This is a genomic window from Streptomyces sp. NPDC059477 (genome assembly GCF_042749375.1).
Classification (GTDB): domain Bacteria; phylum Actinomycetota; class Actinomycetes; order Streptomycetales; family Streptomycetaceae; genus Streptomyces.
This window is the reverse complement of sequence record NZ_JBHYUG010000082.1, coordinates 1-18,291: the sequence shown is the minus strand read 5'-3', so window position 1 is coordinate 18,291 and position 18,291 is coordinate 1. Positions and strand designations below refer to the sequence as shown.

At 72.5% G+C, this 18,291-nt stretch carries 18 protein-coding genes; 6 read left to right on the top strand and 12 right to left on the bottom strand.

The features are described 5' to 3' along the window. Positions 1-12: 12 nt before the first annotated feature. Complete coding sequence (locus ACFXAZ_RS30455; protein ID WP_384597713.1) at positions 13-1,050, bottom strand: TIM barrel protein; 1,038 nt, start codon at positions 1,048-1,050, stop codon at positions 13-15. After that, positions 1,047-2,204, bottom strand: a complete 1,158-nt coding sequence (locus ACFXAZ_RS30450) for a Gfo/Idh/MocA family protein (protein ID WP_384597710.1) — start codon at positions 2,202-2,204, stop codon at positions 1,047-1,049. The genes ACFXAZ_RS30455 and ACFXAZ_RS30450 overlap by 4 nt, the downstream gene beginning before the upstream one ends. Before the next feature lie 222 nt (positions 2,205-2,426). On the opposite strand from ACFXAZ_RS30450, the gene ACFXAZ_RS30445 reads away from it, so the two are divergent. Continuing rightward, entirely contained in the window at positions 2,427-3,170 is a 744-nt protein-coding gene (locus ACFXAZ_RS30445) for a GntR family transcriptional regulator (RefSeq protein ID WP_382679871.1), read from the top strand. A 162-nt stretch (positions 3,171-3,332) separates the two neighbouring features. Next, a complete protein-coding gene (locus tag ACFXAZ_RS30440; RefSeq protein ID WP_384597705.1) occupies positions 3,333-4,238 on the top strand; it encodes an ROK family protein in 906 nt (301 codons plus the stop codon). A 138-nt stretch (positions 4,239-4,376) separates the two neighbouring features. Here ACFXAZ_RS30440 and ACFXAZ_RS30435 read toward each other — a convergent pair whose 3' ends face one another. Continuing rightward, positions 4,377-5,132, bottom strand: a complete 756-nt coding sequence (locus ACFXAZ_RS30435) for a helix-turn-helix domain-containing protein (protein WP_384597700.1) — start codon at positions 5,130-5,132, stop codon at positions 4,377-4,379. Between the two features lie 237 nt (positions 5,133-5,369). On the opposite strand from ACFXAZ_RS30435, the gene ACFXAZ_RS30430 reads away from it, so the two are divergent. Then, the gene (locus ACFXAZ_RS30430) at positions 5,370-6,035 is read left to right on the top strand and encodes a DUF4097 family beta strand repeat-containing protein (protein WP_384597696.1); all 666 of its coding nucleotides are present in this window, start codon (positions 5,370-5,372) and stop codon (positions 6,033-6,035) included. A 155-nt stretch (positions 6,036-6,190) separates the two neighbouring features. Here the strand turns inward: ACFXAZ_RS30430 and ACFXAZ_RS30425 are convergent, their stop codons facing one another. Continuing rightward, on the bottom strand, positions 6,191-6,913 hold the full coding sequence (locus ACFXAZ_RS30425; RefSeq protein ID WP_384597693.1) for a TetR/AcrR family transcriptional regulator: 723 nt from the start codon (positions 6,911-6,913) through the stop codon (positions 6,191-6,193). A 115-nt stretch (positions 6,914-7,028) separates the two neighbouring features. On the opposite strand from ACFXAZ_RS30425, the gene ACFXAZ_RS30420 reads away from it, so the two are divergent. Further along, positions 7,029-7,985, top strand: coding sequence for an NAD(P)-dependent alcohol dehydrogenase (locus tag ACFXAZ_RS30420; RefSeq protein WP_384597688.1), 957 nt, complete (start codon positions 7,029-7,031; stop codon positions 7,983-7,985). Positions 7,986-8,095: 110 nt separating this feature from the next. Here ACFXAZ_RS30420 and ACFXAZ_RS30415 read toward each other — a convergent pair whose 3' ends face one another. The 3 genes from ACFXAZ_RS30415 to ACFXAZ_RS30405 all read right to left on the bottom strand — a co-directional run bounded on the left by ACFXAZ_RS30415 (position 8,096) and on the right by ACFXAZ_RS30405 (position 10,230). Beyond that, entirely contained in the window at positions 8,096-8,845 is a 750-nt protein-coding gene (locus tag ACFXAZ_RS30415; RefSeq protein ID WP_384597685.1) for a phosphotransferase, read from the bottom strand. 414 nt (positions 8,846-9,259) lie between these two features. Beyond that, positions 9,260-10,060 (bottom strand): ABC transporter ATP-binding protein, encoded by an 801-nt coding sequence (locus ACFXAZ_RS30410; protein WP_384597681.1) that lies wholly within the window; start codon positions 10,058-10,060, stop codon positions 9,260-9,262. Further along, entirely contained in the window at positions 10,057-10,230 is a 174-nt protein-coding gene (locus ACFXAZ_RS30405) for a hypothetical protein (protein ID WP_384597757.1), read from the bottom strand. Before ACFXAZ_RS30405 ends, ACFXAZ_RS30410 begins: the two co-directional genes overlap by 4 nt. Between ACFXAZ_RS30405 and ACFXAZ_RS30400 the strand changes: the two genes are divergently transcribed. Continuing rightward, positions 10,193-10,594: a sulfurtransferase gene (locus tag ACFXAZ_RS30400; RefSeq protein ID WP_384597679.1), complete on the top strand. Its 402-nt coding sequence runs from the start codon at positions 10,193-10,195 to the stop codon at positions 10,592-10,594. The genes ACFXAZ_RS30405 and ACFXAZ_RS30400 overlap by 38 nt on opposite strands. Here ACFXAZ_RS30400 and ACFXAZ_RS30395 read toward each other — a convergent pair. Next, positions 10,519-11,337 (bottom strand): helix-turn-helix domain-containing protein, encoded by an 819-nt coding sequence (locus tag ACFXAZ_RS30395; RefSeq protein WP_384597677.1) that lies wholly within the window; start codon positions 11,335-11,337, stop codon positions 10,519-10,521. The genes ACFXAZ_RS30400 and ACFXAZ_RS30395 overlap by 76 nt on opposite strands. Before the next feature lie 163 nt (positions 11,338-11,500). On the opposite strand from ACFXAZ_RS30395, the gene ACFXAZ_RS30390 reads away from it, so the two are divergent. After that, positions 11,501-12,946, top strand: a complete 1,446-nt coding sequence (locus ACFXAZ_RS30390; RefSeq protein ID WP_384597674.1) for an MFS transporter — start codon at positions 11,501-11,503, stop codon at positions 12,944-12,946. Positions 12,947-12,968: 22 nt separating this feature from the next. Here the strand turns inward: ACFXAZ_RS30390 and ACFXAZ_RS30385 are convergent, their stop codons facing one another. From ACFXAZ_RS30385 to ACFXAZ_RS30370, 4 genes are all read right to left on the bottom strand, one after another. Further along, positions 12,969-13,829, bottom strand: coding sequence for an SDR family NAD(P)-dependent oxidoreductase (locus ACFXAZ_RS30385; protein WP_384597672.1), 861 nt, complete (start codon positions 13,827-13,829; stop codon positions 12,969-12,971). A gap of 133 nt (positions 13,830-13,962) precedes the next feature. Then, positions 13,963-15,528, bottom strand: coding sequence for a class I adenylate-forming enzyme family protein (locus ACFXAZ_RS30380; RefSeq protein ID WP_384597671.1), 1,566 nt, complete (start codon positions 15,526-15,528; stop codon positions 13,963-13,965). Next, on the bottom strand, positions 15,507-16,169 hold the full coding sequence (locus tag ACFXAZ_RS30375; RefSeq protein ID WP_384597669.1) for a hypothetical protein: 663 nt from the start codon (positions 16,167-16,169) through the stop codon (positions 15,507-15,509). Before ACFXAZ_RS30375 ends, ACFXAZ_RS30380 begins: the two co-directional genes overlap by 22 nt. Before the next feature lie 265 nt (positions 16,170-16,434). After that, positions 16,435-18,291, bottom strand: a 1,857-nt coding sequence (locus tag ACFXAZ_RS30370; RefSeq protein ID WP_384597667.1) for an ATP-binding protein, incomplete at its 5' end; no start/stop codon positions are given.

The window sequence follows — 18,291 nt, the reverse complement described above, 5'->3', positions numbered from 1 at the left end:
GACGTGGTGGATTCAGGAGTGTGCGGCGACCTTGGCGGCCAGCCAGGCGTGGTTCGCGGCCTGCTCGGCGGCGACCTGCGGGTAGAGATCGGCGGGCGTGGGGGCGCGGTCCTGTTCGACCAGCAGCCAGTCGCGGTACCCGCCGCGCAGCAGTTCGGCGAGGAAGGTGTCGATGTCGACGTCACCCTTGCCGAAGGGCACGCAGACGTCCGCCCACCAGATGTCGAAGTCCTTGCGCCGCTCGGCCTTGGCACGGCGGATGACGTCCATGTCGACGTCCTTCACATGCACATGGTTGATGCGCTCGCGCCACTGCTTGAGGCACTGGACCGGGTCGCCGCCGGCGAGCTGGATGTGCGCGATGTCCAGGGTCAGCCCGACCTCGGTCAGCTCCAGCAGCCGCTCGACCTCCCACGGCGACTCGACGTAGGTGGAGATGTGCGGGTGGAAGGAGGTCCGCAGCCCGTACGAGGCGGCCAGCGCGACCGCGTCCGCGGAGAGCTGGGCGAGGCGCCGCCAGCCGGACTCGTCCAGGGCGAGCGACCGGTCGTCCCAGGCGCGGGCCGGGTTCTCCAGCAGGGCCTGGCTGCCCTCGTCGGCGAGGATGGCGAGCGGCTGCTCGCCGGATCGCTCGGCGCAGGCGGCCAGCTCGCGGCAGGTCTGTTCCATCCGCCGCATGTCGTGGGCGACGACGTCGTCGCCGAGCGCGTAGTGGACCGGGATGTAGGCGCCGACGGCGGTCAGGCCGTGGCGGGTGAACAGGGCCGCCGTCTCCTCGGGGGTGCCGAAGAACCCGGGCGGGCCGAGTTCGCTGCCCTCGTAGCCGGCCTCGGCCATGGAGGCGAGGAGGGCGTCGCCGGAGGCGCCGTCACCGCCCGCGCCTTCGCCGTAGACGCCGTAGCTGACGGGGGCGTTGCCGAGGCGGGGGCGGTTCGGGGTGGCGTCCTGGGCCGAGGTGACGGGGTGGGGCGTGGTGGCCGGGTGGGGCTGGGTGCCGGGGTGGGTCTCGGTGACGTGCTGGGTCGAGGTGGTGTGGTGGGGCGTGGTCACTTGCCGTTCTCCTGTCCGGCCGCTTCGCCGCCGACCTTCACGCCCTCGCGGGCCGCGAGTGCGGCGAGCAGGGCCTGGAGGCAGCGGATGTCCTCGGCGGCACCGGCCGCGCCGGAGCGGACCGGGGCGCCGTCGCGCACACAGGCGGCGAACTCTTCCAGCTGGCGGACGAATCCGGTGTCGTAGCCGTGCTGGAGGGTGGAGTCGTGGCGTACGCCGTTCTCCGCCCGCTCCACCCGCAGTGAGCTGCGCACATCGGTCAGGTAGGGCGCGGCCATGTCCAGGCGCAGCCGGCCGTCGCGGGCCAGCACCGCGATCTCCTCGCCGTACTCGGGGTGGTCCGGCAGCCAGTTCCAGTTGATGACCAGCCTGGCGCCGTCGCCCAGGTCGCCGGTGGCCAGCAGGCACGGCGGCTCCCCGGCGACGGGCCAGGGCCACAGCTCGGCGGAGTCGAAGGCGGTGGGCAGGGTGAAGCCGAGGGCGCGCAGCACCGACAGCTCGTGGATGACGGAGCCGTTGAGGACGTCGCGGTAGTAGCCGGCCAGGGCGGCGGGGACCTCGCCGAGGGCCTCGGTGGTGCGGGCGGCCTCGTAGGCCCGCGCCTCCTCGATCACGGACGGGTCGGCGTCGTCGGCGGGGCGGGTCATGCGCAGGTGCTCGACCTGGGGCTCGTCGGCGGGGTGCAGGACGGTGACGCGGACCGTGCGCGGGGTGTCGAGCGCGGCCAGCTCGGCGGCGGCGACCTCGGTCAGCGGGTCGTACATCTTCATGTAGCCGACCTGGAGGACCAGGCCCCTGGCCTCGGCGAGCGCGCCCAGCTCGGCGGCCTCGGCGACGGTGAGGGAGAGCGGCTTCTCGGCGAGGACGTGCTTGCCGGCCTCCAGGGCGGCGCGGGCGGCCTGGGCGTGGGTGCCGGGGGTGGCCAGCAGCACGGCGTCGATGTCCGGGTCGGCCAGGACGGTGCCGTAGTCGTGGGTGGAGCGCACGCCCGCACCGGCCCCCGCGGCCACCTCGGCGGCCCTGGAGGGTGACAGGTCGCACACCGTGGCCAGCTCGAAGAGCGCGCCCAGGCGCCGGACGGCGGGCAGGTGCACCGACTGGGAGATGGTTCCCGCGCCGATCACGGCGAGGCGGAGGGGCGAGCGCACCGACATCTGAGACTTCCTTGGCTCTGCGGACTGAAGGCGGCACGGAGGAACGCGGGACGTGCCCCCGGAAGCGGGACGCGCCTGGAGACGGCACGCCCCTGAAGGGGAACACGAGATTCCGGATCCTCGGTGCTGCTCGGATCATGCAGCAGATCAGACCAGATAGTCCAGTGTTTGCACCAGATTGGTATCTGGTCCGGCAACTGGTTGCTCTGGTACTTTCCTGTCGTGACCGAACACGACACCCCGCCGGGGGCGGGGCCAGCCGTTCAACTCGCCCACCAGGAACTGGCGCAGCTCCTCGATCGCCGGGTCTGGGTGCCCGGCAGCCGGCTGCCGGGCGAGCGCGCCCTGGCCGCCCGGGTCGGGGTGAGCCGCAACAGCCTGCGGCAGGCTCTGGCGACGCTCGAATCCGAGGGGCGGGTCCACTCCTCCGCCCAGCGCGGCTGGTTCGTCTCGACGGATGTGGTCAGTGAGCCCCCGAGCCTGCTGCGGAGCTTCACCGACATCGCCCGCGAGCGCGGACTGCGGCCCACGGCCCGGCTGTTGCACCGCACGGTGCGCCCGGCGACCTACGACGAATCCGCCCGGCTGCGGGTCGCCCCCGCCTCCGAGGTCCTGGAGATCTCCCGGGTCCGCGGACTCGACGACGTGCCCGTCTGCGTCGACACCACGGTGCTGATCCGGTCACGGGCCCCGGGCCTGGAGACCGCCGACCTCACCGACCGCTCCCTCTTCGCGGCGCTGGAGGAGGTCGCCGGGATCCGTGTGATGCGCAGCACATATACGGCCCAGGCGATCGGCGCCGACCCGGCGACCGCCGAGCTGCTGCGGCTCCCCGCCGGCGCTCCCGTCCTGGTCGGCGAGGAGGTCACCTGCGATCCGCAGGACATCCCGGTGCTGCTGGGCCGCGCGGTCTACCGCGGGGACGCTTACCGCTTCGAGGCGACGTTGCATCGGACGGCGGACTGAGGGCGGAATGCCGGAGGGCGGGAGCGTGGCGACGTCGCGTGTGGGAGTCGTGTACGGAGCCGTGTGCGGGAATCGCGCACGAATGCCGTGCTGGCGAGCCGCCTGCCAAGGCCCCGCAGGAGAGCTGCGCGATAGAGCCGCGCACGAAAGAAGAAGGCACCTGTGAGCACCACCGAAGTCACCGCCGCCCTGGACGTCGGCGGAACCAAGATCGCCGCGGGTCTGGTGGCCGCCGACGGCACCGTAGTGCACCGTGAAGAGCGGCCCACCGCGGTCGAGGGCCGATTGCGCGACCCCGGTCTGGCCGGGACCGTGGCCGCCGCGCGCGCCCTGCTGGCGGAGGCCGGGCGGCGTGGGCTCACCGTTGTCGCGCTGGGCGCCGGCTTCCCCGAGTACGTCGCCGCGGACGGGCTGCTGACCAGCCGTGAGGTCCTCGCCTGGGACATCCAGCCGCTGAAGCTCCTGCGCGCCGAACTGCCCGGAGTGCCTGTCACGGTCGGCTCCGACGCGCGTTGCGGGGCGCTGGGCGAGGCCCGCCACGGCGCCGGGGCGGGCCTGGACAGCTTCTTCTACGTGTCCCTGGGCACCGGGCTCTCGTCCACGCTGGTGCTCGGCGGAACTCCGGTACCGGGGCGGCGTGGTGAGGCCATCGCGCTGGGCGAGTTCGAGGTCCCGGCCTCGGTCGACCCCGGCTGGCGGGGCAGCCTGGAAGGGTACTGCTCGGGCCGCGGCATCGGCGACCGGCGCACCGGCCTCGGCGGCGCCACCACGCCGGGCGCCCGCGAGGTGGCCGAACTGGCGGATCGCGGCGACCCGGTCGCGGCGCACGTCCTGGCCAGCGCGGGAGCGGCCCTGGGCACCGTGCTCGCCATGACCGTACGGCTGCTGGACCCGGCCGCGATCATCCTCGGCGGCGGCCTCGGCACGGCACGGGGGCCGGTGCGCTCGGCGATCGAGTCCGCCTACGCCGAACGCGCCGCGGCCCGCCCCGACGCCCCACCCCTGCTGATCGCCGCCCTCGGCCCGGCCGCGGGACTGATCGGCGCGGCCTGCCTGGGCACGACCTGAGCGGAGGCGGCGGCGCCTGCGCTCGGCGGGACGGGCGGCCTGGAGCCGTACCCCACCCCGCACCTCGGCAGATGCCGCCCCCGGTGAGCCACCGAACTGCGATGAGAGTGCCGGTCTCACCGGCCCCTGGACGGCTGTCTATCCGCGATCCGGACCCGGCCTGGTGGTGTCACCCGGCATCGTCTCGGGTTTCGTGCGGAGCACTTCGCGGACCTGCTCCGCGGCGCGGAAGATGCTCTCGCTGATGAAGTCGCTGAAGCGGGCGATGTTCTCCAGGCGGGCGGCGGCCGGGCTGTGGCGGCCGAGGACCCCGACGCCCTGGCGCGCGGTCTCGGCGATCTGGGCGATGCCATGGGCGCTGGCGATCGTCGAGTGGTACCAGACGTCGTCGTCGACGCAGTAGCGCTCGCGGCGGCGTTCGTCGCGGGTCCGGCGGACGAGTCCCTGTTCTTCGAGGAACGTGATCGCCTTGGAGACGGACGCCGCACTGACCTGGAGGCGCTGGATGAGTTCGGACGCGGTGAGGCTGCCCGCGTCGGCGATGAAGAGGCAGGTCAGCACCCGGGCCGTCATCTTGGGCAGGCCCTGTTGCATCAGGAGGGTGGTGAACGTCTCCTCGTACTCGCGCACGGCCTCGTCGTCGCGTCCGTGGCCCTGTCGCGGCGCCCCCGGTCCTCGGGGCGGGGTGTGCTTGCGCCGGTGGGCGCGGCGTTCGGTGGCGCGCTGGGCCAGTTCGGCGCGGTAGGCGGTGGGGCCGCCGTTGCGCATCACCTCGCGCGTGATCGTCGAGGTCGGGCGGTCTAGGCGTCGGGCGATCTCGGCGTAGGGGAGGCTGTCGGCCAGCCCCAGCGCGATCTGCTGGCGTTCCTGCTGGGTGAGCCTGCCTCCCGGCATCGCAATCTCCTCGGTGATCCTTCACGGCGGTCGTTGATCCCCCACCATAGCGTTCACCTCTCACTCATTGCAATGGATAGAGGGCCGATCGTTGCGTTATGGCCAAGACCATTGCAACAGTTTCTCTGCATCTACCTGCTCTTATATCGATGTAATGCAACTCAATCGTTGCTGAGTATTGAAAGGCAACGTAGCGTTTCTGGTGTCAGAAACAACGAGCAGAAACGGGAGAGCACGATGCAGAAGTTCGACACCCCCGCCACGATCTCCGCCGTCCTGGACATCCCCGCCGGACGCCTCCAGTTCATCGGCGCGGACCGCGCCGACACCACCGTCGAGGTTCTGCCCGCCGATCCCGCGAAGAGCCGCGACACCAAGACCGCCGAGCGGACCGAAGTCACCTACGCCGATGGTGTCCTGCGGATCACGGCCAATGCCGACGGCAATCAGCTCTCCGGTCCCTCCGGATCCCTGGAGGTCACCGTCCAACTGCCCGCCGGCTCCCACGTCGAGGCGCGGACCGCGAGCGCCGAGCTGCGCGGTGTCGGACGCCTCGGGGACATCACCTTCGAAGGCGCGTACCGCCAGATCAAGATCGATGAGGCCGCGAGCGTCCGTCTCACCGCGGTCGACGGTGACGTCGAGGTCGGCAGGCTGGGTGGCTCCGCGGAGATCAGCACGGCGAGGGGCGACATCCGGATCGCCGAGGCCGTGCGCGGCACGGTCGTGCTCCGCACCCAGTCCGGCGATATCTCGGTCGCCGCCGCGGCAGGCGTCTCGGCCACCCTGGACGCCGGCACCGACCACGGCCGCGTCAGCAACGCCCTCAAGAACGACGGCACCGCCGAACTCGACATCCGCGCCACCACCTCCCGGGGTGACATCACGGCCCGCAGCCTCTGAAGCGGCTGACGCGGCTGAACCAGGACTGCCCGGCCGGGCCCACGGCGATCGAGTTCCTGCCCGTCGTCGCCGAGGACCCGGCCAGCCGCCTCGCCACACTCAAGGGTTGGAGCCGCAGAGGCAGCGGCTCGGTGGTGATCCGGCGGCGCACGGGTTCAAGGGAGAAGACCCGGTGGCCGGTGGATCTCATGTGGTCCCCTCGCTGCGGGAGGCGGGAGAGGGGCGGAGCCCTGTGCCTGGAACGCCTGGAAGAGATAGGCGAGCAGGCGCCGGGAGGCGGCGAGGGCGACTTCTCGCGGTTGTCCGATGAGGCCGCTGTTGGCCAGGAGCAGGAGGGTGATGTCGGCGGGGTCGAAATCGTCGCGCAGTTGTCCGGCCTCACGGGCGCGCTGGACCAGGCGTGCCAAACCATCTTCGGCGCGGTCACGTTCGCGTTCGTGATCGAGGGGGCCGGGGAACTGGTCCAGGAACACGGGGGTGAAGCCACGGTCGGTCACCTGTGTGACGCACACCTCCTTGAGAAATGTGTACAGGCCGCGCCCGGGATCAGGGTCGGCAAGGGCGTCGTCGAGGGCCGTCGCGCACAGCGCGAGTTGCTCGGCGAAGGCGGCGGTGGCCAGCGCGGTGCGGGTGGGGAAGCGGCGGTAGAGGGTGGCCACGCCGACGCCGGCGCGGCGGGCGACGGCACTCATGGGGGCGTCGATGCCCTGGGCCGCGAACACCTCGCGCGCGGCTTCGAGGATGCGTTCCCGGTTGCGCCGGGCGTCGGCGCGCAGGGACGACGGGTCCGCGTCGCCGGGCATGTCGCCGGCGGGCATGTCGCCGGCGGGCACGGCACCGGCGGTTCCGGACGGCTTGTGAGACGGCTGAGCAGGCAATGTCTCTCACTTCGAGCTAAACGGACGAGGTCGTCCACTTACCAGTTTAGCGTGAGCGTACCAGCGGGCGCACATGGCACCCGTACCGCTTCGCAACGCGACACAGGACGAGATCATGAGCGACATGCGCGCAGCCCTCTTCGACCGCTACGGCCCCCCGGAGGTCCTCTACCTGGGCAGGAGGCCGACGCCGGCCCCCACCCCCGACGAGGTGCTGGTGCGGGTGCGGGTCGCCAGTGTCAACGGCGGAGATCTGCTCGCCCGGGCCGGGAAGGTGCGTCTGGTGACCGGCCGTGCTGTGCCCAAGGCGAGCGGAATCGACTTCGTCGGGGAGGTCGCCGAGGTCGGTTCGTCGGTCACGGGAGTGCGGGCCGGGGACCGGGTGTGGGGGCTGCTGGGGCGCAGGTCGGGCAGCATGGCCGAGTACGTCGCCGTGCGCCCCCGCCAGATCGCCCCCGCCCCGAAGAACCTCACCCCGGTGCAGGCCGTCTCACTGCTCGCCGGCGGGACCACGGCGGTGACCGCCCTGCGCGAGAAGGCCGTCATCGAACCCGGTGAGCGGCTCCTGGTGCGCGGGGGCAGCGGAGGCGTGGGCAGTGTCGCGGTGCAGATCGGCAAGCTCTTCGGTGCCCATGTCGTCGCTCTCGCGAGCGCGAAGAACCTCGACTTCGTGCGCGGCCTGGGCGCCGACGAGGCATTCGACCACCGCACGGCCCGCCTTTCCGAGCTGGGCCGTTTCGACGTCGTCCTCGACACCGTCGGCACCCAGCAGTCCCGCGTGCGGCGCCTGCTGGCACCCGGTGGGCGCATGGTCGCCGTCACCATCGACTTCAACAGGATTGCCGCCGGCCTCGCCACCATCCTCGCGTCGAGCGTCCACGGGAGCGGACGCATACGCCTCTTCAGCGGCAACCCCGGCACCGAGCTGCTGACCGAGATCACCCGCTATGCGGAGCACGGCGACATCGTCCCTGTCGTGGACACCGTCCACCCGCTCGACCGGATCGCCGACGCCCACCGGGCCCTGGAAACCGGCGGCGTCCGTGGCAAGCACGTCATCCAGGTCGCGTGAGGAGGCGGCCACCCCGGCGGGCCGACCGGAGAGCGTGATCATCTCGGGCGTCGGCGCCCATGAGCACGGCGTCGCCGGCAGTCTCGGCCGGTTCCCGGCGGCTGCCCAGGTCAGCGCCTGGGCAGGGTGGGGGTGATGTTCCGTAGGTGACGGAGGGCCAGGTGGCCTGGCTCCGTGGTGAACCAGCGGGTGTGGTCGGTGAAGTAGGCGCGGGCCAGTTCGGTGCTGGCGGCGGAGTGTGTCACGTCGTGGAAGTAGTGCATTTCCGACAGCGCGTACTCGGCGTTGACCAGGGGCAGCAGCGCGGGCAGTGCCTCGGCTTCGGCGTCGGTGAGGGGGCGTACGGCGGCATAGCCTTCCAGCAGGGCTGTCATGTGGTCGTAGTGGACCGGTACATGCCCGTGGGGCAGGTCCAGCCGGCCGAAGACATTGCGTTCCAGTGCCACCGCGAGGTCGTGCACGGCGGTGGTCCGGTCACTGAGATTGAAGTCGAGCACGGGGGAGACGGTGTCCGCACCTCCGGAGGTGTCCCACAGCAGGTTGGAGGCGTGCCAGTCGTTGTGCGTCCACAGCGGTTCCAGGTCGGGCAGTACGGGGATCAGCCCGGCGTGCAGGGGCAGGTGCCAGCGGGCCAGGTCGGCGTCGAGGGGGTGGGTGCGCAGGAGTTCGGCCAGGGCGGGCCGCTCGGCGAGGTAGTCGGCGAGGGCGGCTCGCGGGTCGGGGGCGCGGAAGACGCGGAAGGAGGACACCGAGGGCTGGGCGCGACGGGCCGGGGCGTGATGGCCGAGGGCGGCTCGGTGGAGGGCGGCTCGGTGGAGGCGGGCGAGAGCGGAGGCGGGCGAGAGCGGAGCCCGCCTCACGGGCGTGGTGGGTGGAGAGGAACGGCGTCCACGACAGCGCGTCGCCGTACAGGTCTGTGCCGGTGCACAGGGAGTGCACCTCGTAGGTCCATTCGCCGCGGGCCGTTCCGGCGAGTACGTCGACGACGGGGGCTCCGCGTGAGCGCAGGTGCCGCAGGAAGGCGTGTTCCTCCTCCAGTCCGGCGAGGGTGCGCACGCTGCTGTGGTGCCGTTTGAGGAAGACGCGCCGTCCGTCGTGCTCGACGATGGCCGCGGCGGACAGCGGGCGCGGGCTGTGCCGACGCAGTTGGGCGGGGCCGCCGAGAACGTCGGCCGCCTCTTCGGTGGTGAGCGGTGCCCAGTCGGGTTCGACACGTTCGTGGCCCAGGCCGTGGGTCGCCGGCGGGTGGGGCCGCGTTCCGTCGTGAGGTGTGTTCATCGTGCGGTGCCCGTAGGGGCGGCGAGCGCGGCCAGGACGCGTTCCTCGACCTCGGCGGCCGTGACGATGTCCAGGGCCCGGGGCCCGCCCTCGGTCCGCGCGGGGCGGGGTACTTCGATGCGGGAGGTGACCGAGGCGGGGCGCGGGGACAGTACGTGGATGGTGTCGGCGAGCCGGACCGCCTCGCGGATGTCGTGGGTGACCAGCACCACCGTCCAGCGGTAGGTGTGCCACATGTGGGCGAGCCGGCGTTGCAGGTCGGTGCGGGTGAGGGAGTCCAGGGCGCCGAAGGGCTCGTCGAGCAGGAGGAGGGGGCTTTCCAGTAGGACGGTGCGCAGCAGCGCGGCGCGCTGGCGCATACCGCCGCTGAGCCGGGCGGGATAGCTGTGCTGGAAGCCGTCGAGGCCGAACGTTTCGAAGAGGGCGCCCGCGCGGCGGCGGGCCTCCGTTCTGCGTACGCCTTGGGCCTCAAGGCCGAGGGCGGTGTTGGCGAGGACGGTGCGCCAGGGGAGGAGCAGGTCTTTCTGGGGCATGTGGGCGACGCGGCCGGAGCGGGTGCGGGGCGGTTCTCCGTCGACCACGATCTCGCCGGACGTGGGTCGGTCCAGTCCGGAGACGAGGTTGAGCAGGGTGCTCTTGCCGCTGCCGCTGGGGCCGATCACGGCGGCGAACTCGCCGGGTGCGACGGTCAGGTCCAGGCCGCGCAGGACGTCGAGGCCGTCGTAGGTCTTGGCGACCTGGCGCAGGAGGAGCCTAGGGTCCGGGGTGGTGATGGCGGAGCCGGTGAGGACTGTCATGGGTGTTCCTTGCGCCGGGTGGTCCGCTCCCAGGGCAGGGCGAGACGCTGGATGAGATAGGTCGCGGCGAACAGGGAGATCGGGAAGGAAGGCGCCCGTGCCGTCAGCGAGGGGCCGGCGCCCGGCGTCCTGGTGTGCGCGCTGAGCACCGCGCACTTCGAGGGCACCACGCCCACCCGCTACAGCAGGCGCGGGCGCATCCCCGGCAGCGTGAGCCTGCCCGCCCAGGACTTCCTGGCCGACGACGGCCGCCTCCTGACCGGTCCCCGGCTCAGCGCCTCCGTGGATCTTCCCGACCGGAACACGGGCCCGGTGATCCTGTACTGCGGCGGAGGCATCTCGGCCTCCTTGTGCGCCCTGGCCCTCACGGTGGTTGGCGTCGACTCGCTGGTCATGTACGACGGTTCGCTGGAGGAGTGGACGGCTGATCCTCGGCTCTCCGTCCTCACGGGTGAGCGTCAGGACCTCGCCGTGGTCGTTTCATCGGAAGCACCGCCCGTAACTGCCTCGAACGGGACGTCGCCCTTGAGGTAGCGCCCCGGGGAGGTGCCTACGGTGCGCCGGAACGCTGCGAGGAAGGCGCTCGGTGTCGCGTAGCCCACGGTGTGCGCGACCCGGGAGACGGGCCGGCCCTCGGCGAGCAGGGGAAGCGCCGCGCGCAGCCGGACATGGGTGCGCCAGCGGTCGAAGTGCATCCCGGTGTCCTGGACGAACAGCCGGGTCAGGGTGCGTCGGCTCACCCCGATGGCCCGTGCGTGTGCCTCCAGGCTCCGGGTGTCCGCGGGGTTGGTGAGCAGTGCGTCCGCCACGGCGCGAACGCGGTCGTCGGTGGGGTGCGGGACATCGATGGGGGTGGCCGGGAGAGGGCGCAGCAGATCCACGACGACCGCTTCGGCCCGTAGCCGCTGACTGTCGGGAAGGGTTTCGCGGCTGAGGTGGGCGATGAGATGGGCCAGCAGGCCATCGACGCCGACCGGTGTGGGGACGGCCCAGTCCAGCTCGCATCTGTCGGGCTCGAAGTAGAGGCTGCACAGCACCGCCTCGCGGGTCGCGCCGGTCCGGTGGACCACTCCCGCGGGCAGCCACAGCGCCCTGCTGGGCGGCAGGACCCAGTAGGCGTCGTCGACGGCGACGCCCAGCACACCACTCCGCGCCCAGGCCAACTGGTGCTGTGGGTGGCTGTGCGGGACGAACCACTGCCCGGACGCCAGCGGAAGGTTCCCGACGACGATCGCACCCACCCCGGGCGGTACGGCACTCACGACGGCCTTGGTCATGACTTGGATTCTATGTCCTCAACGCGCTATGAACTGGCCCCGTAGCGCATCGCGGACAGCGGGGCCGCGCGCATAGCGTCGTGCGCATGCCGATCGATCACCCACCGCGCCCCGGGCGCCAGCGCAGTTCACAAGGGCCGTTCCTCAGGACAGGAGACCTGGTATGACGCCGGTACCGGCCATGGGCGACGCGGGTGGGCGCCGCGGTCCGGCGCTGGTGGTGCTGTGCTTCGTGCAGTTCATGCTGGTCCTGGACGACAACGTGGTGAGCGTCGCGCTGCCCAGCGTGCGGGAGGACCTCGGCTTCGGCACCGCGGGTCTGGCCTGGGTCGTCAACGCCTACTTCCTCGCCTTCGGGGGGCTGTTGCTGCTCTTCGGCCGCATGGCCGACCTGATGGGACGCAGACGCGTCTTCCTCAGCGGTGTGGCGCTGTTCGGCGCGGCGAGCCTGGTCTGCGGGCTCGCGCAGGAGCCCTGGCAGCTCGTGGCCGGGCGGTTCGTGCAGGGCGCGGGCGCGGCCATGGCCAGCCCGGCCGCGCTGGCCCTGATCGCGCTGATGTTCCCCGGTACGAAGGAGCGTGCCAGGGCGTTCGCCGTCTGGGGCGGCATCGCGGGCCTGGGCGGCACGACGGGTCTGGTGATCTCCGGCGTGCTGACCGGCCTGGCGTCCTGGCGGTGGGTCTTCCTGATCAACCTGCCGGTGGCCCTCGCGGCCGTCGTACTGCTGCCGCGTTTGGTACCCGAGAGCCGGGCCGGGCACGCGGTGCGCCTCGACGTACCCGGTGCGGTACTCGGCACCGGCGCCGTGGTCTCCCTCGTCTACGGACTCCTCCGGAGCGGGGAGTCGGGCTGGGGCGACCCGGCCACTGCCGGACCCCTGATGGTGGCCGTGGTCCTGGCCGCCGCGTTCGTCGCGGTCGAGAGGCGGACCGCCGAGCCGCTGGTGCCGTTGTCGTTCCTTTCCTTCCGCTTCCGCGCCGTCGCCAATGGGGCGACGCTGCTCTTCTCCGCCGCCATGTACGCGATGGCCTTCCTGCTGATGGTGCATCTCCAGACCTTGCTGGGCTACGGACCGCTCACGGCCGGACTCGCCTATCTGCCCTATGGCGCGGGCATCCTCGCGGGCATGTGGCTCTCCTCCAGGGCAGTGGCGCGGCTCGGTATGCGCTCGGCTCTCGTCCTGTCGTTCCTGATCAGCGCGGCCGGGCTACTGCTGCTGTCCGGTGTGGCACCGGGCGACGGCTACGCCTGGGGAGTACTGCCCGGCATGCTCGTCACCAGCCTCGGAAACGGACTGGCGCTCCCCGCCCTGACCATCGCCGCGCTCACCGGCACCACCGGGGAGGACGCCGGACTCGGATCGGCCGTCCTCAGCTCCGTCCAGCAGGTCGGCGGCGCCGTGGGGGTGGCGGTGCTCGTCGTCCTGGCGGTACCGGAGGAGGACACCTCGCACGCCGCGACGGAGGGCTTCCGGCTCGCGCTCATCGTCGCTGCCGTCCTTCTCGCGCTCGGCGCTGTCCTCGTAGCCGCCCTGCTCGGGAAGAATCATCGCCCGCCCGATGCGCTTGGTCCTGCGGCAACTCCGGCCGACCGCGCCAACCATCCGTAGCCACCACGCCTTGGAGCGCCGGTCAGTGGTGCTGCGTGCCCGCCGGGCGAGTGGGGGCGTCGGGGAGGTGCTGGTCGGCGGTGTCGGTGTCCAGGACGTCCTCGACGGTGAGGTAGCTGCCGGAGCGGTGGTCGGCGTCGCCGTCGAGCAGGGCGATGACGGCGTCCACGGCCCGGTGGACGGGGGTGCCATGTCCATCGGCCAGCTGGTTCCGCACCCAGGTGCTACGGCGCTCGTGCCAGTGCGAGGTGGGAGCGGCGGCGAGGGCCGTGGTGCTCAGTCCGGTCGGCAGCAGGCCGGGGTGCAGGCTGAACGCCTGGATGTTGTGTGCGCGTGCCTCGTACGCGATGTTCTCGATGTACTTGATCCCCGCGGCCTTCGACACCGAGTAGGCGGACAGCGTGGGCCATCGATGGTGGCCGGCGGCGCTGCTGACGCTGACGATCCGTCCGGAGCGCTGTCGGACCATGTGCGGCAGGACGGTGTGGGCGGTGGCCGCGGTGGCGAGGAGGTTGGTGCGCACCGCGGACCACCAGTCGTCCAGGGGCAGTTCCCAGGTCGGGCCGACCGGTCCCTCGACACCTGCGTTGGCGATCAGTGCGTCGATGCGTCCATAGGCGGCGATGAGCCGCCCGGTGGCCGCCTCGGCGTCGGCGGGGTCCGCCGCGTCGCAGACCAGGGGTACGACGTCGGCTCCGGTGGCGGCGAGTCGGCGGGCCAGGGCGTGCAGTGTGTCCGGTGTGCGGGCGGTGATGCCCAGGCGGGTGCCTCGGGCGGCCAGTGTCTGGGCCAGGGCGGTTCCCAGGCCGCCGGTTGCGCCGGTCAGCAGGATGACGGGGGCGGTGGGTGTCGATGCCGGTGTCAATGGCGGTGTTGGTGTCATGGCGTGCTCCTGGATCGGGGCCGGGCGGTCGCGCCGTACCGTGGTGAGGACGGGATCGGACTGGGGATCGGCGCGGCGGGTGTACCGGCTGTCCGGGTTCGGGGGGCAGGCACCGCAGTCGTCGGGCGCGGGCTCATCCTGCCTGCCCGGCGGAGTCGGCGAACTCCCGCCGCAGGGCCGGGCGGTCGAGCTTGCCCACCGGGGACAGCGGCAGGTGGGTGACGAAGTCGATGGTGCGCGGGACTTTGTAGCGGGCCAGCAGGGTGCGGCAGTGCTCGATGAGTTCTCCGCTGCTGGGGGCGGCCTGGGGGTTGTTGAGGACGACCAGCGCGTGGGGGACCTCGCCCCGGTCGGGGTCGGGGCGGCCCAGTACGGCGACGTCCCGCACGGCCGAGTGACAGCGCAGCGCTTCCTCGACCTCCCCTGGCTGGATGGTGTAGCCGCCGGTCATGATGGCGTCCTTGCTGCGGCCGACGATCCGTACGCAGCCGTGGGCGTCGCGGGTCGCCAGGTCGCCGGTGTGCAGCCAACCGTCGCTGTCGGCGGCCGGCTGGACCTGCCCGGAGGTGTTCCGGTATCCGGCGGTCACCTGGGGCCCCCGGACCCACAGTTCGCCCTCCTGGTCCCGGGGGCTCTCTGATTGCGGGTCGGCCGGATCCATGACCTTGGCCTCGACTCCGGGCAGCGGCAGGCCCACGCTGTCCAGGCACCGCGGAAGGTCCTCGGCGGCGCACAGTCCGGCCCCGGACAGCTCGGTCATGCCCCAGCTCTGCACCAACGGGACGCCCGTGCGCTGCTGCCACTGCGCGCGCAGGGCCTGGGGCGCCTGCTGGCCTCCGCTGAGGCATCGGCGCAGGTGCGGCAGGGCGGGCTTGCTGTGCTGCTGGAACGGGGGTGTGCGCAGGATCCGTGTGTACAGGGTGGGGACGGCTTCGAGGATGGTGACGCCGTGGCTCTGGAGGAGCCGTGCCCACTGTTCGGGCCCGCAGGAGGCGGAGACGATGAGGGTGGCTCCGGCCAGCAGGGTGCTGACCGCGGCGAGGTGGCCGTAGGTGTGGGCCATCGGCAGTGGGACGGCCACCACGTCCTGGGGTAGGCGGTGCAGGCGGTGCCAGGTGCCGGTGGCAAGGTGCAGCGACCGCTCGTTCTGTACGACGCCTTTGCAGGCCCCGGTGCTGCCGGAGGTGTGCATGATCAGGCATGGGTCCTGCGGGTCGGGGGGCTGGGCGGCCATGGGCCGGGGTCCGGGACCTGCCGGTGCCGACAGCGACGTGGGTCGGGTCGCGGGGTCAAGGGTGTGGACATGGGTGGACAGGCGCAGTTCCTGGCACAAGGCGGCCATCTCGGCGGCGCGCTCCGGTGTGGTCAGCAGGTGCCGTGGCCGGGCGCCGGCCAGGACCTTGGTGATCTCGGCCCGGGTGAGCGCGGCGTTGAGCGGCGCGACCACCGCGCCGCTCTTCAGCGCGCCCAGGTAACCGGCCAGCCAGGCGGCGCTGTTGGGCAGCAGGAGGGCGGTGCACAGCTCTCCCGGCGCCTCCCCTGACGCCTCCTCCAGTGTCTCGGCGTGGTCACCGAGGACCGTGGTGATCCGGTCGGACCACAAGTCCAGGTTGCTGTAGCTGACGGGGCCCAAGTCGTCCACCACAGCCGGGCGGTCGGCCCCGCCGGCGAGGGAGGTCAGGAGCTTTTGCCGGAACATGCGATTCCTTCGGGGGTGAGCAGCGGAAGCTCGGCGATTTCGACGGCGGAGGCGTTCGCGCGGCCTGCGGCCGGCCGTGCGGAGATCAGGCAGGGGTTGAACCGTTCCTCGATGCACATCACCGGGCCGGCAGCCGTGTACAGGAGGTAGGTCTTGGCCGCACAGCGCGGCGCGTCGCCGGTCAGTGGCCAGCGGGAGGTTCCGACGCGCAGGATCCGCCGCCAGGGCAACAGACCGGCCTCGGCCAGCGCGAAGCCGATCGGGCGGGTGCGGTCGGTGGCCACCCGGTCGATGCGCGGGTCCACGCCCAGGCGCAGGACCATCGTGTTCTCCGACACCGCTTCACCGGCCGGCAGTGCCAGAGTCGTACGCCGGACCAGGAACCGGTCCGACGCGGCGCACTCCAACAGGGCACTGATCACCGGACATACGGAGCCGCTGGGCATGGTGGACAGGTGTGTCACCTGTACCTCCAGGGGCGCGCCGAGGGTTGCCTCCAGCAGCGGGGTGGTGAGTCCGTCGCTGATCAGGAGCATGCGGGTGGCGGCGCAGTCGAAGGCGCGGACCGCCCGCGCCAGACGCTCCCGCTCGTGTGCGGTGGTTGGGGTGGCTGCGGCGGTGATCGGTGCACCAGAGGCCATCGAGGGCACGGAGTCCACGGAGTGCACAGGCATGGCCATAGGGGCCTTCCGGATCGACGAGAGTCATCATGCGCGGCGGATGATCTCTCCACGCGCCGCAAACGCTATAGAACGGACGAAGACGCCCGGGGCCCCACGTCAACCGGCTCCGGCCGAACCCGCGTACCGGACGCGGAGGTGAGCGCGCCGAAACATGGCTGTGGCCCGGCCGGACCGGGCGAGCCCGGACACATGCATTCACCCATACCAGCGACGGCACAGGCCCTCAGGACGACCGGCCGTCGACCGGTTCGCCCCCTGTCGGGCTCTGGGGCCAGCCCAGTGCCTTACTGGCGTGGCGGAGGGCTTCCGCCACGGTGAGTCGGGTGCCGTGCCCGAATGCCTCCGTGAAGGCCGGGTCGCCCAGGGCCGCCCGTGCCCTGGCCGTCACCCGGTCGACGTCGCCGCGTTCGGCCGGTGGCAGCGGGCCTCCTGCTTCTCGGCGGGCCGCGTCCGCCGCGCCGAGCAGCAGTGCGGCGCACTCGGCGGCGGGCCCGTGCCCGTGTGCCGCGGCGGCGCCCGCGAGGCCCTCCAGGGAGAGGGCGAGGGCGCGCGGCTCGGCAAGGGAGCGGGCGACGCGCAGGCCGCGCAGCTGATGGTGGAGGCTCTGGGCGGCATCGCCGCGGAGTTCCGCGAGGAAACCCAGCTCGGCGAGGAGGAGGTGGTCGCCGGCCTCGGAGGAGACGTCGGCGTAGCCGTCGCGGATGTGCAGGAGATGCGCCTGGGCCGCGTCGAGGTCGCCGGAGCGGCGCGCGCCCAGGGCGAGGCCCATCTCGGCGTGGATCTCGCCGTACTTGTAGCCCTGTTCGACGGCGATACGGCGGGCCTGTTCGTGCAGGCCGCGGCCCCGTTCCCAGTCGTGGGCGAGCAGGGCGAGCCGGCCGAGCCCGGACAGCCGCGCGGATACCTCCGCCGCCAGTCCCAGCTCCCGGGCGATGCGCAGCCCTTCGTACTGGAGGCGGGCGGCCTCGTCGTACGCGCCTTTGATCTCGGCGAGTGCGGCGAGCGGTGACACGGTCTGTGCCTTGCCCCAGCGGTCGCCGAGCCGGTCGAAGATCCGGGCGGCGCGCAGGCCGTCCCGGCCGAGTGTGTCGAGGTCGCCGCGGGTCAGGGCGAGGGTGGCCCGCAGGGCGAGTGCGGCGGCGGTGCCCCAGGGCTCGCCGCTGGCTTCGAAGAGTGCGAGCGCCCGGGTGTCGAGGTCGGCGGCGGCGGTCGTGTCGCCCGCGCCGAACAGGCCGTACGCGCAGAGCCAGAGCAGCCGGCCCCGTCGTACGGGGTCCGTGACGGCGTCGGCGGCCAAGGGCGTCGGCGACTCGGTGTGGTCGCCGGTGAGCAGTGCGAACGCGGTGTGCAGCAGGGCGAGTTCGGGGCTGGTCGCGTCGGGTGTGGCGGCGCGGACGGCCGCCAGGCTGCGCCGGGCCTCGGTGAGACGGCCCCGCAGCAGCCACCACCAGGCCAGGCCGGTGGCGAGCCGTATGGCCTCGTCGGCCCGTCCGGCGGCGGCGCGGCGCACCGCCTCGTCGAGCGCCGCGCGGAGATTGCCTGCCTCCGCGTCCAGCCGGGCCAGCCAGGTCCGCTGGTCCGCGCTCCGCAACCGGGCCTCGGCCCGTTCGGCGAGCGCGAGGTAGTGGCGCAGATGGCGGTCGCGTACGGCGGTGAGATCCTCCCTCTCGTCGAGCCGCTCGGCGGCGTACGCGGCGACGGACTCCAGAAGCCGGTAGCGGGGCCCGCTCGGGCCATCCGTCACCACCACGAGCGACCGATCGACGAGCCGGGCCACCAGGTCGAGCACGTCCTCGCGGGCCACGCCGTCGCCCTCGCACACCGCTTCGGCGGCGGCCAGGTCACAGCCGTCGCGGTGCACGGCAAGGCGGCGCAGCACGATACGTTCGGGCGCGCCGAGCAGCTCCCAGCTCCAGTCGATCATCGCCCTCAGGGTCTGCTGCCGGGCGGGCGCGCCACGCTGACCCACGGTCAGGACCCGGAAACGTTCACCGAGCCGGGGCGGCCGGTCGCGAGCCGAGGGGGGGGGGTCGAGGGGGGCGGGCCCCACCCCGGCGCGCGGGGTGGGGGGGAGGCGGGG

What these genes read in the sequence shown, in the direction of transcription:
- ACFXAZ_RS30450 (WP_384597710.1), bottom strand. Translation starts at nt 2,204, where the DNA reads ATGTCGGTGCGCTCGCCCCTCCGCCTCGCCGTGATCGGCGCGGGAACC.
- ACFXAZ_RS30435 (WP_384597700.1), bottom strand. Translation starts at nt 5,132, where the DNA reads ATGCCGGGAGGCAGGCTCACCCAGCAGGAACGCCAGCAGATCGCGCTG.
- ACFXAZ_RS30430 (WP_384597696.1), top strand. Translation starts at nt 5,370, where the DNA reads ATGCAGAAGTTCGACACCCCCGCCACGATCTCCGCCGTCCTGGACATC.
- ACFXAZ_RS30420 (WP_384597688.1), top strand. Translation starts at nt 7,029, where the DNA reads ATGAGCGACATGCGCGCAGCCCTCTTCGACCGCTACGGCCCCCCGGAG.
- ACFXAZ_RS30410 (WP_384597681.1), bottom strand. Translation starts at nt 10,060, where the DNA reads ATGACAGTCCTCACCGGCTCCGCCATCACCACCCCGGACCCTAGGCTC.
- ACFXAZ_RS30395 (WP_384597677.1), bottom strand. Translation starts at nt 11,337, where the DNA reads ATGACCAAGGCCGTCGTGAGTGCCGTACCGCCCGGGGTGGGTGCGATC.
- ACFXAZ_RS30390 (WP_384597674.1), top strand. Translation starts at nt 11,501, where the DNA reads ATGACGCCGGTACCGGCCATGGGCGACGCGGGTGGGCGCCGCGGTCCG.
- ACFXAZ_RS30385 (WP_384597672.1), bottom strand. Translation starts at nt 13,829, where the DNA reads ATGACACCAACACCGCCATTGACACCGGCATCGACACCCACCGCCCCC.
- ACFXAZ_RS30380 (WP_384597671.1), bottom strand. Translation starts at nt 15,528, where the DNA reads ATGTTCCGGCAAAAGCTCCTGACCTCCCTCGCCGGCGGGGCCGACCGC.
- ACFXAZ_RS30375 (WP_384597669.1), bottom strand. Translation starts at nt 16,169, where the DNA reads ATGGCCTCTGGTGCACCGATCACCGCCGCAGCCACCCCAACCACCGCA.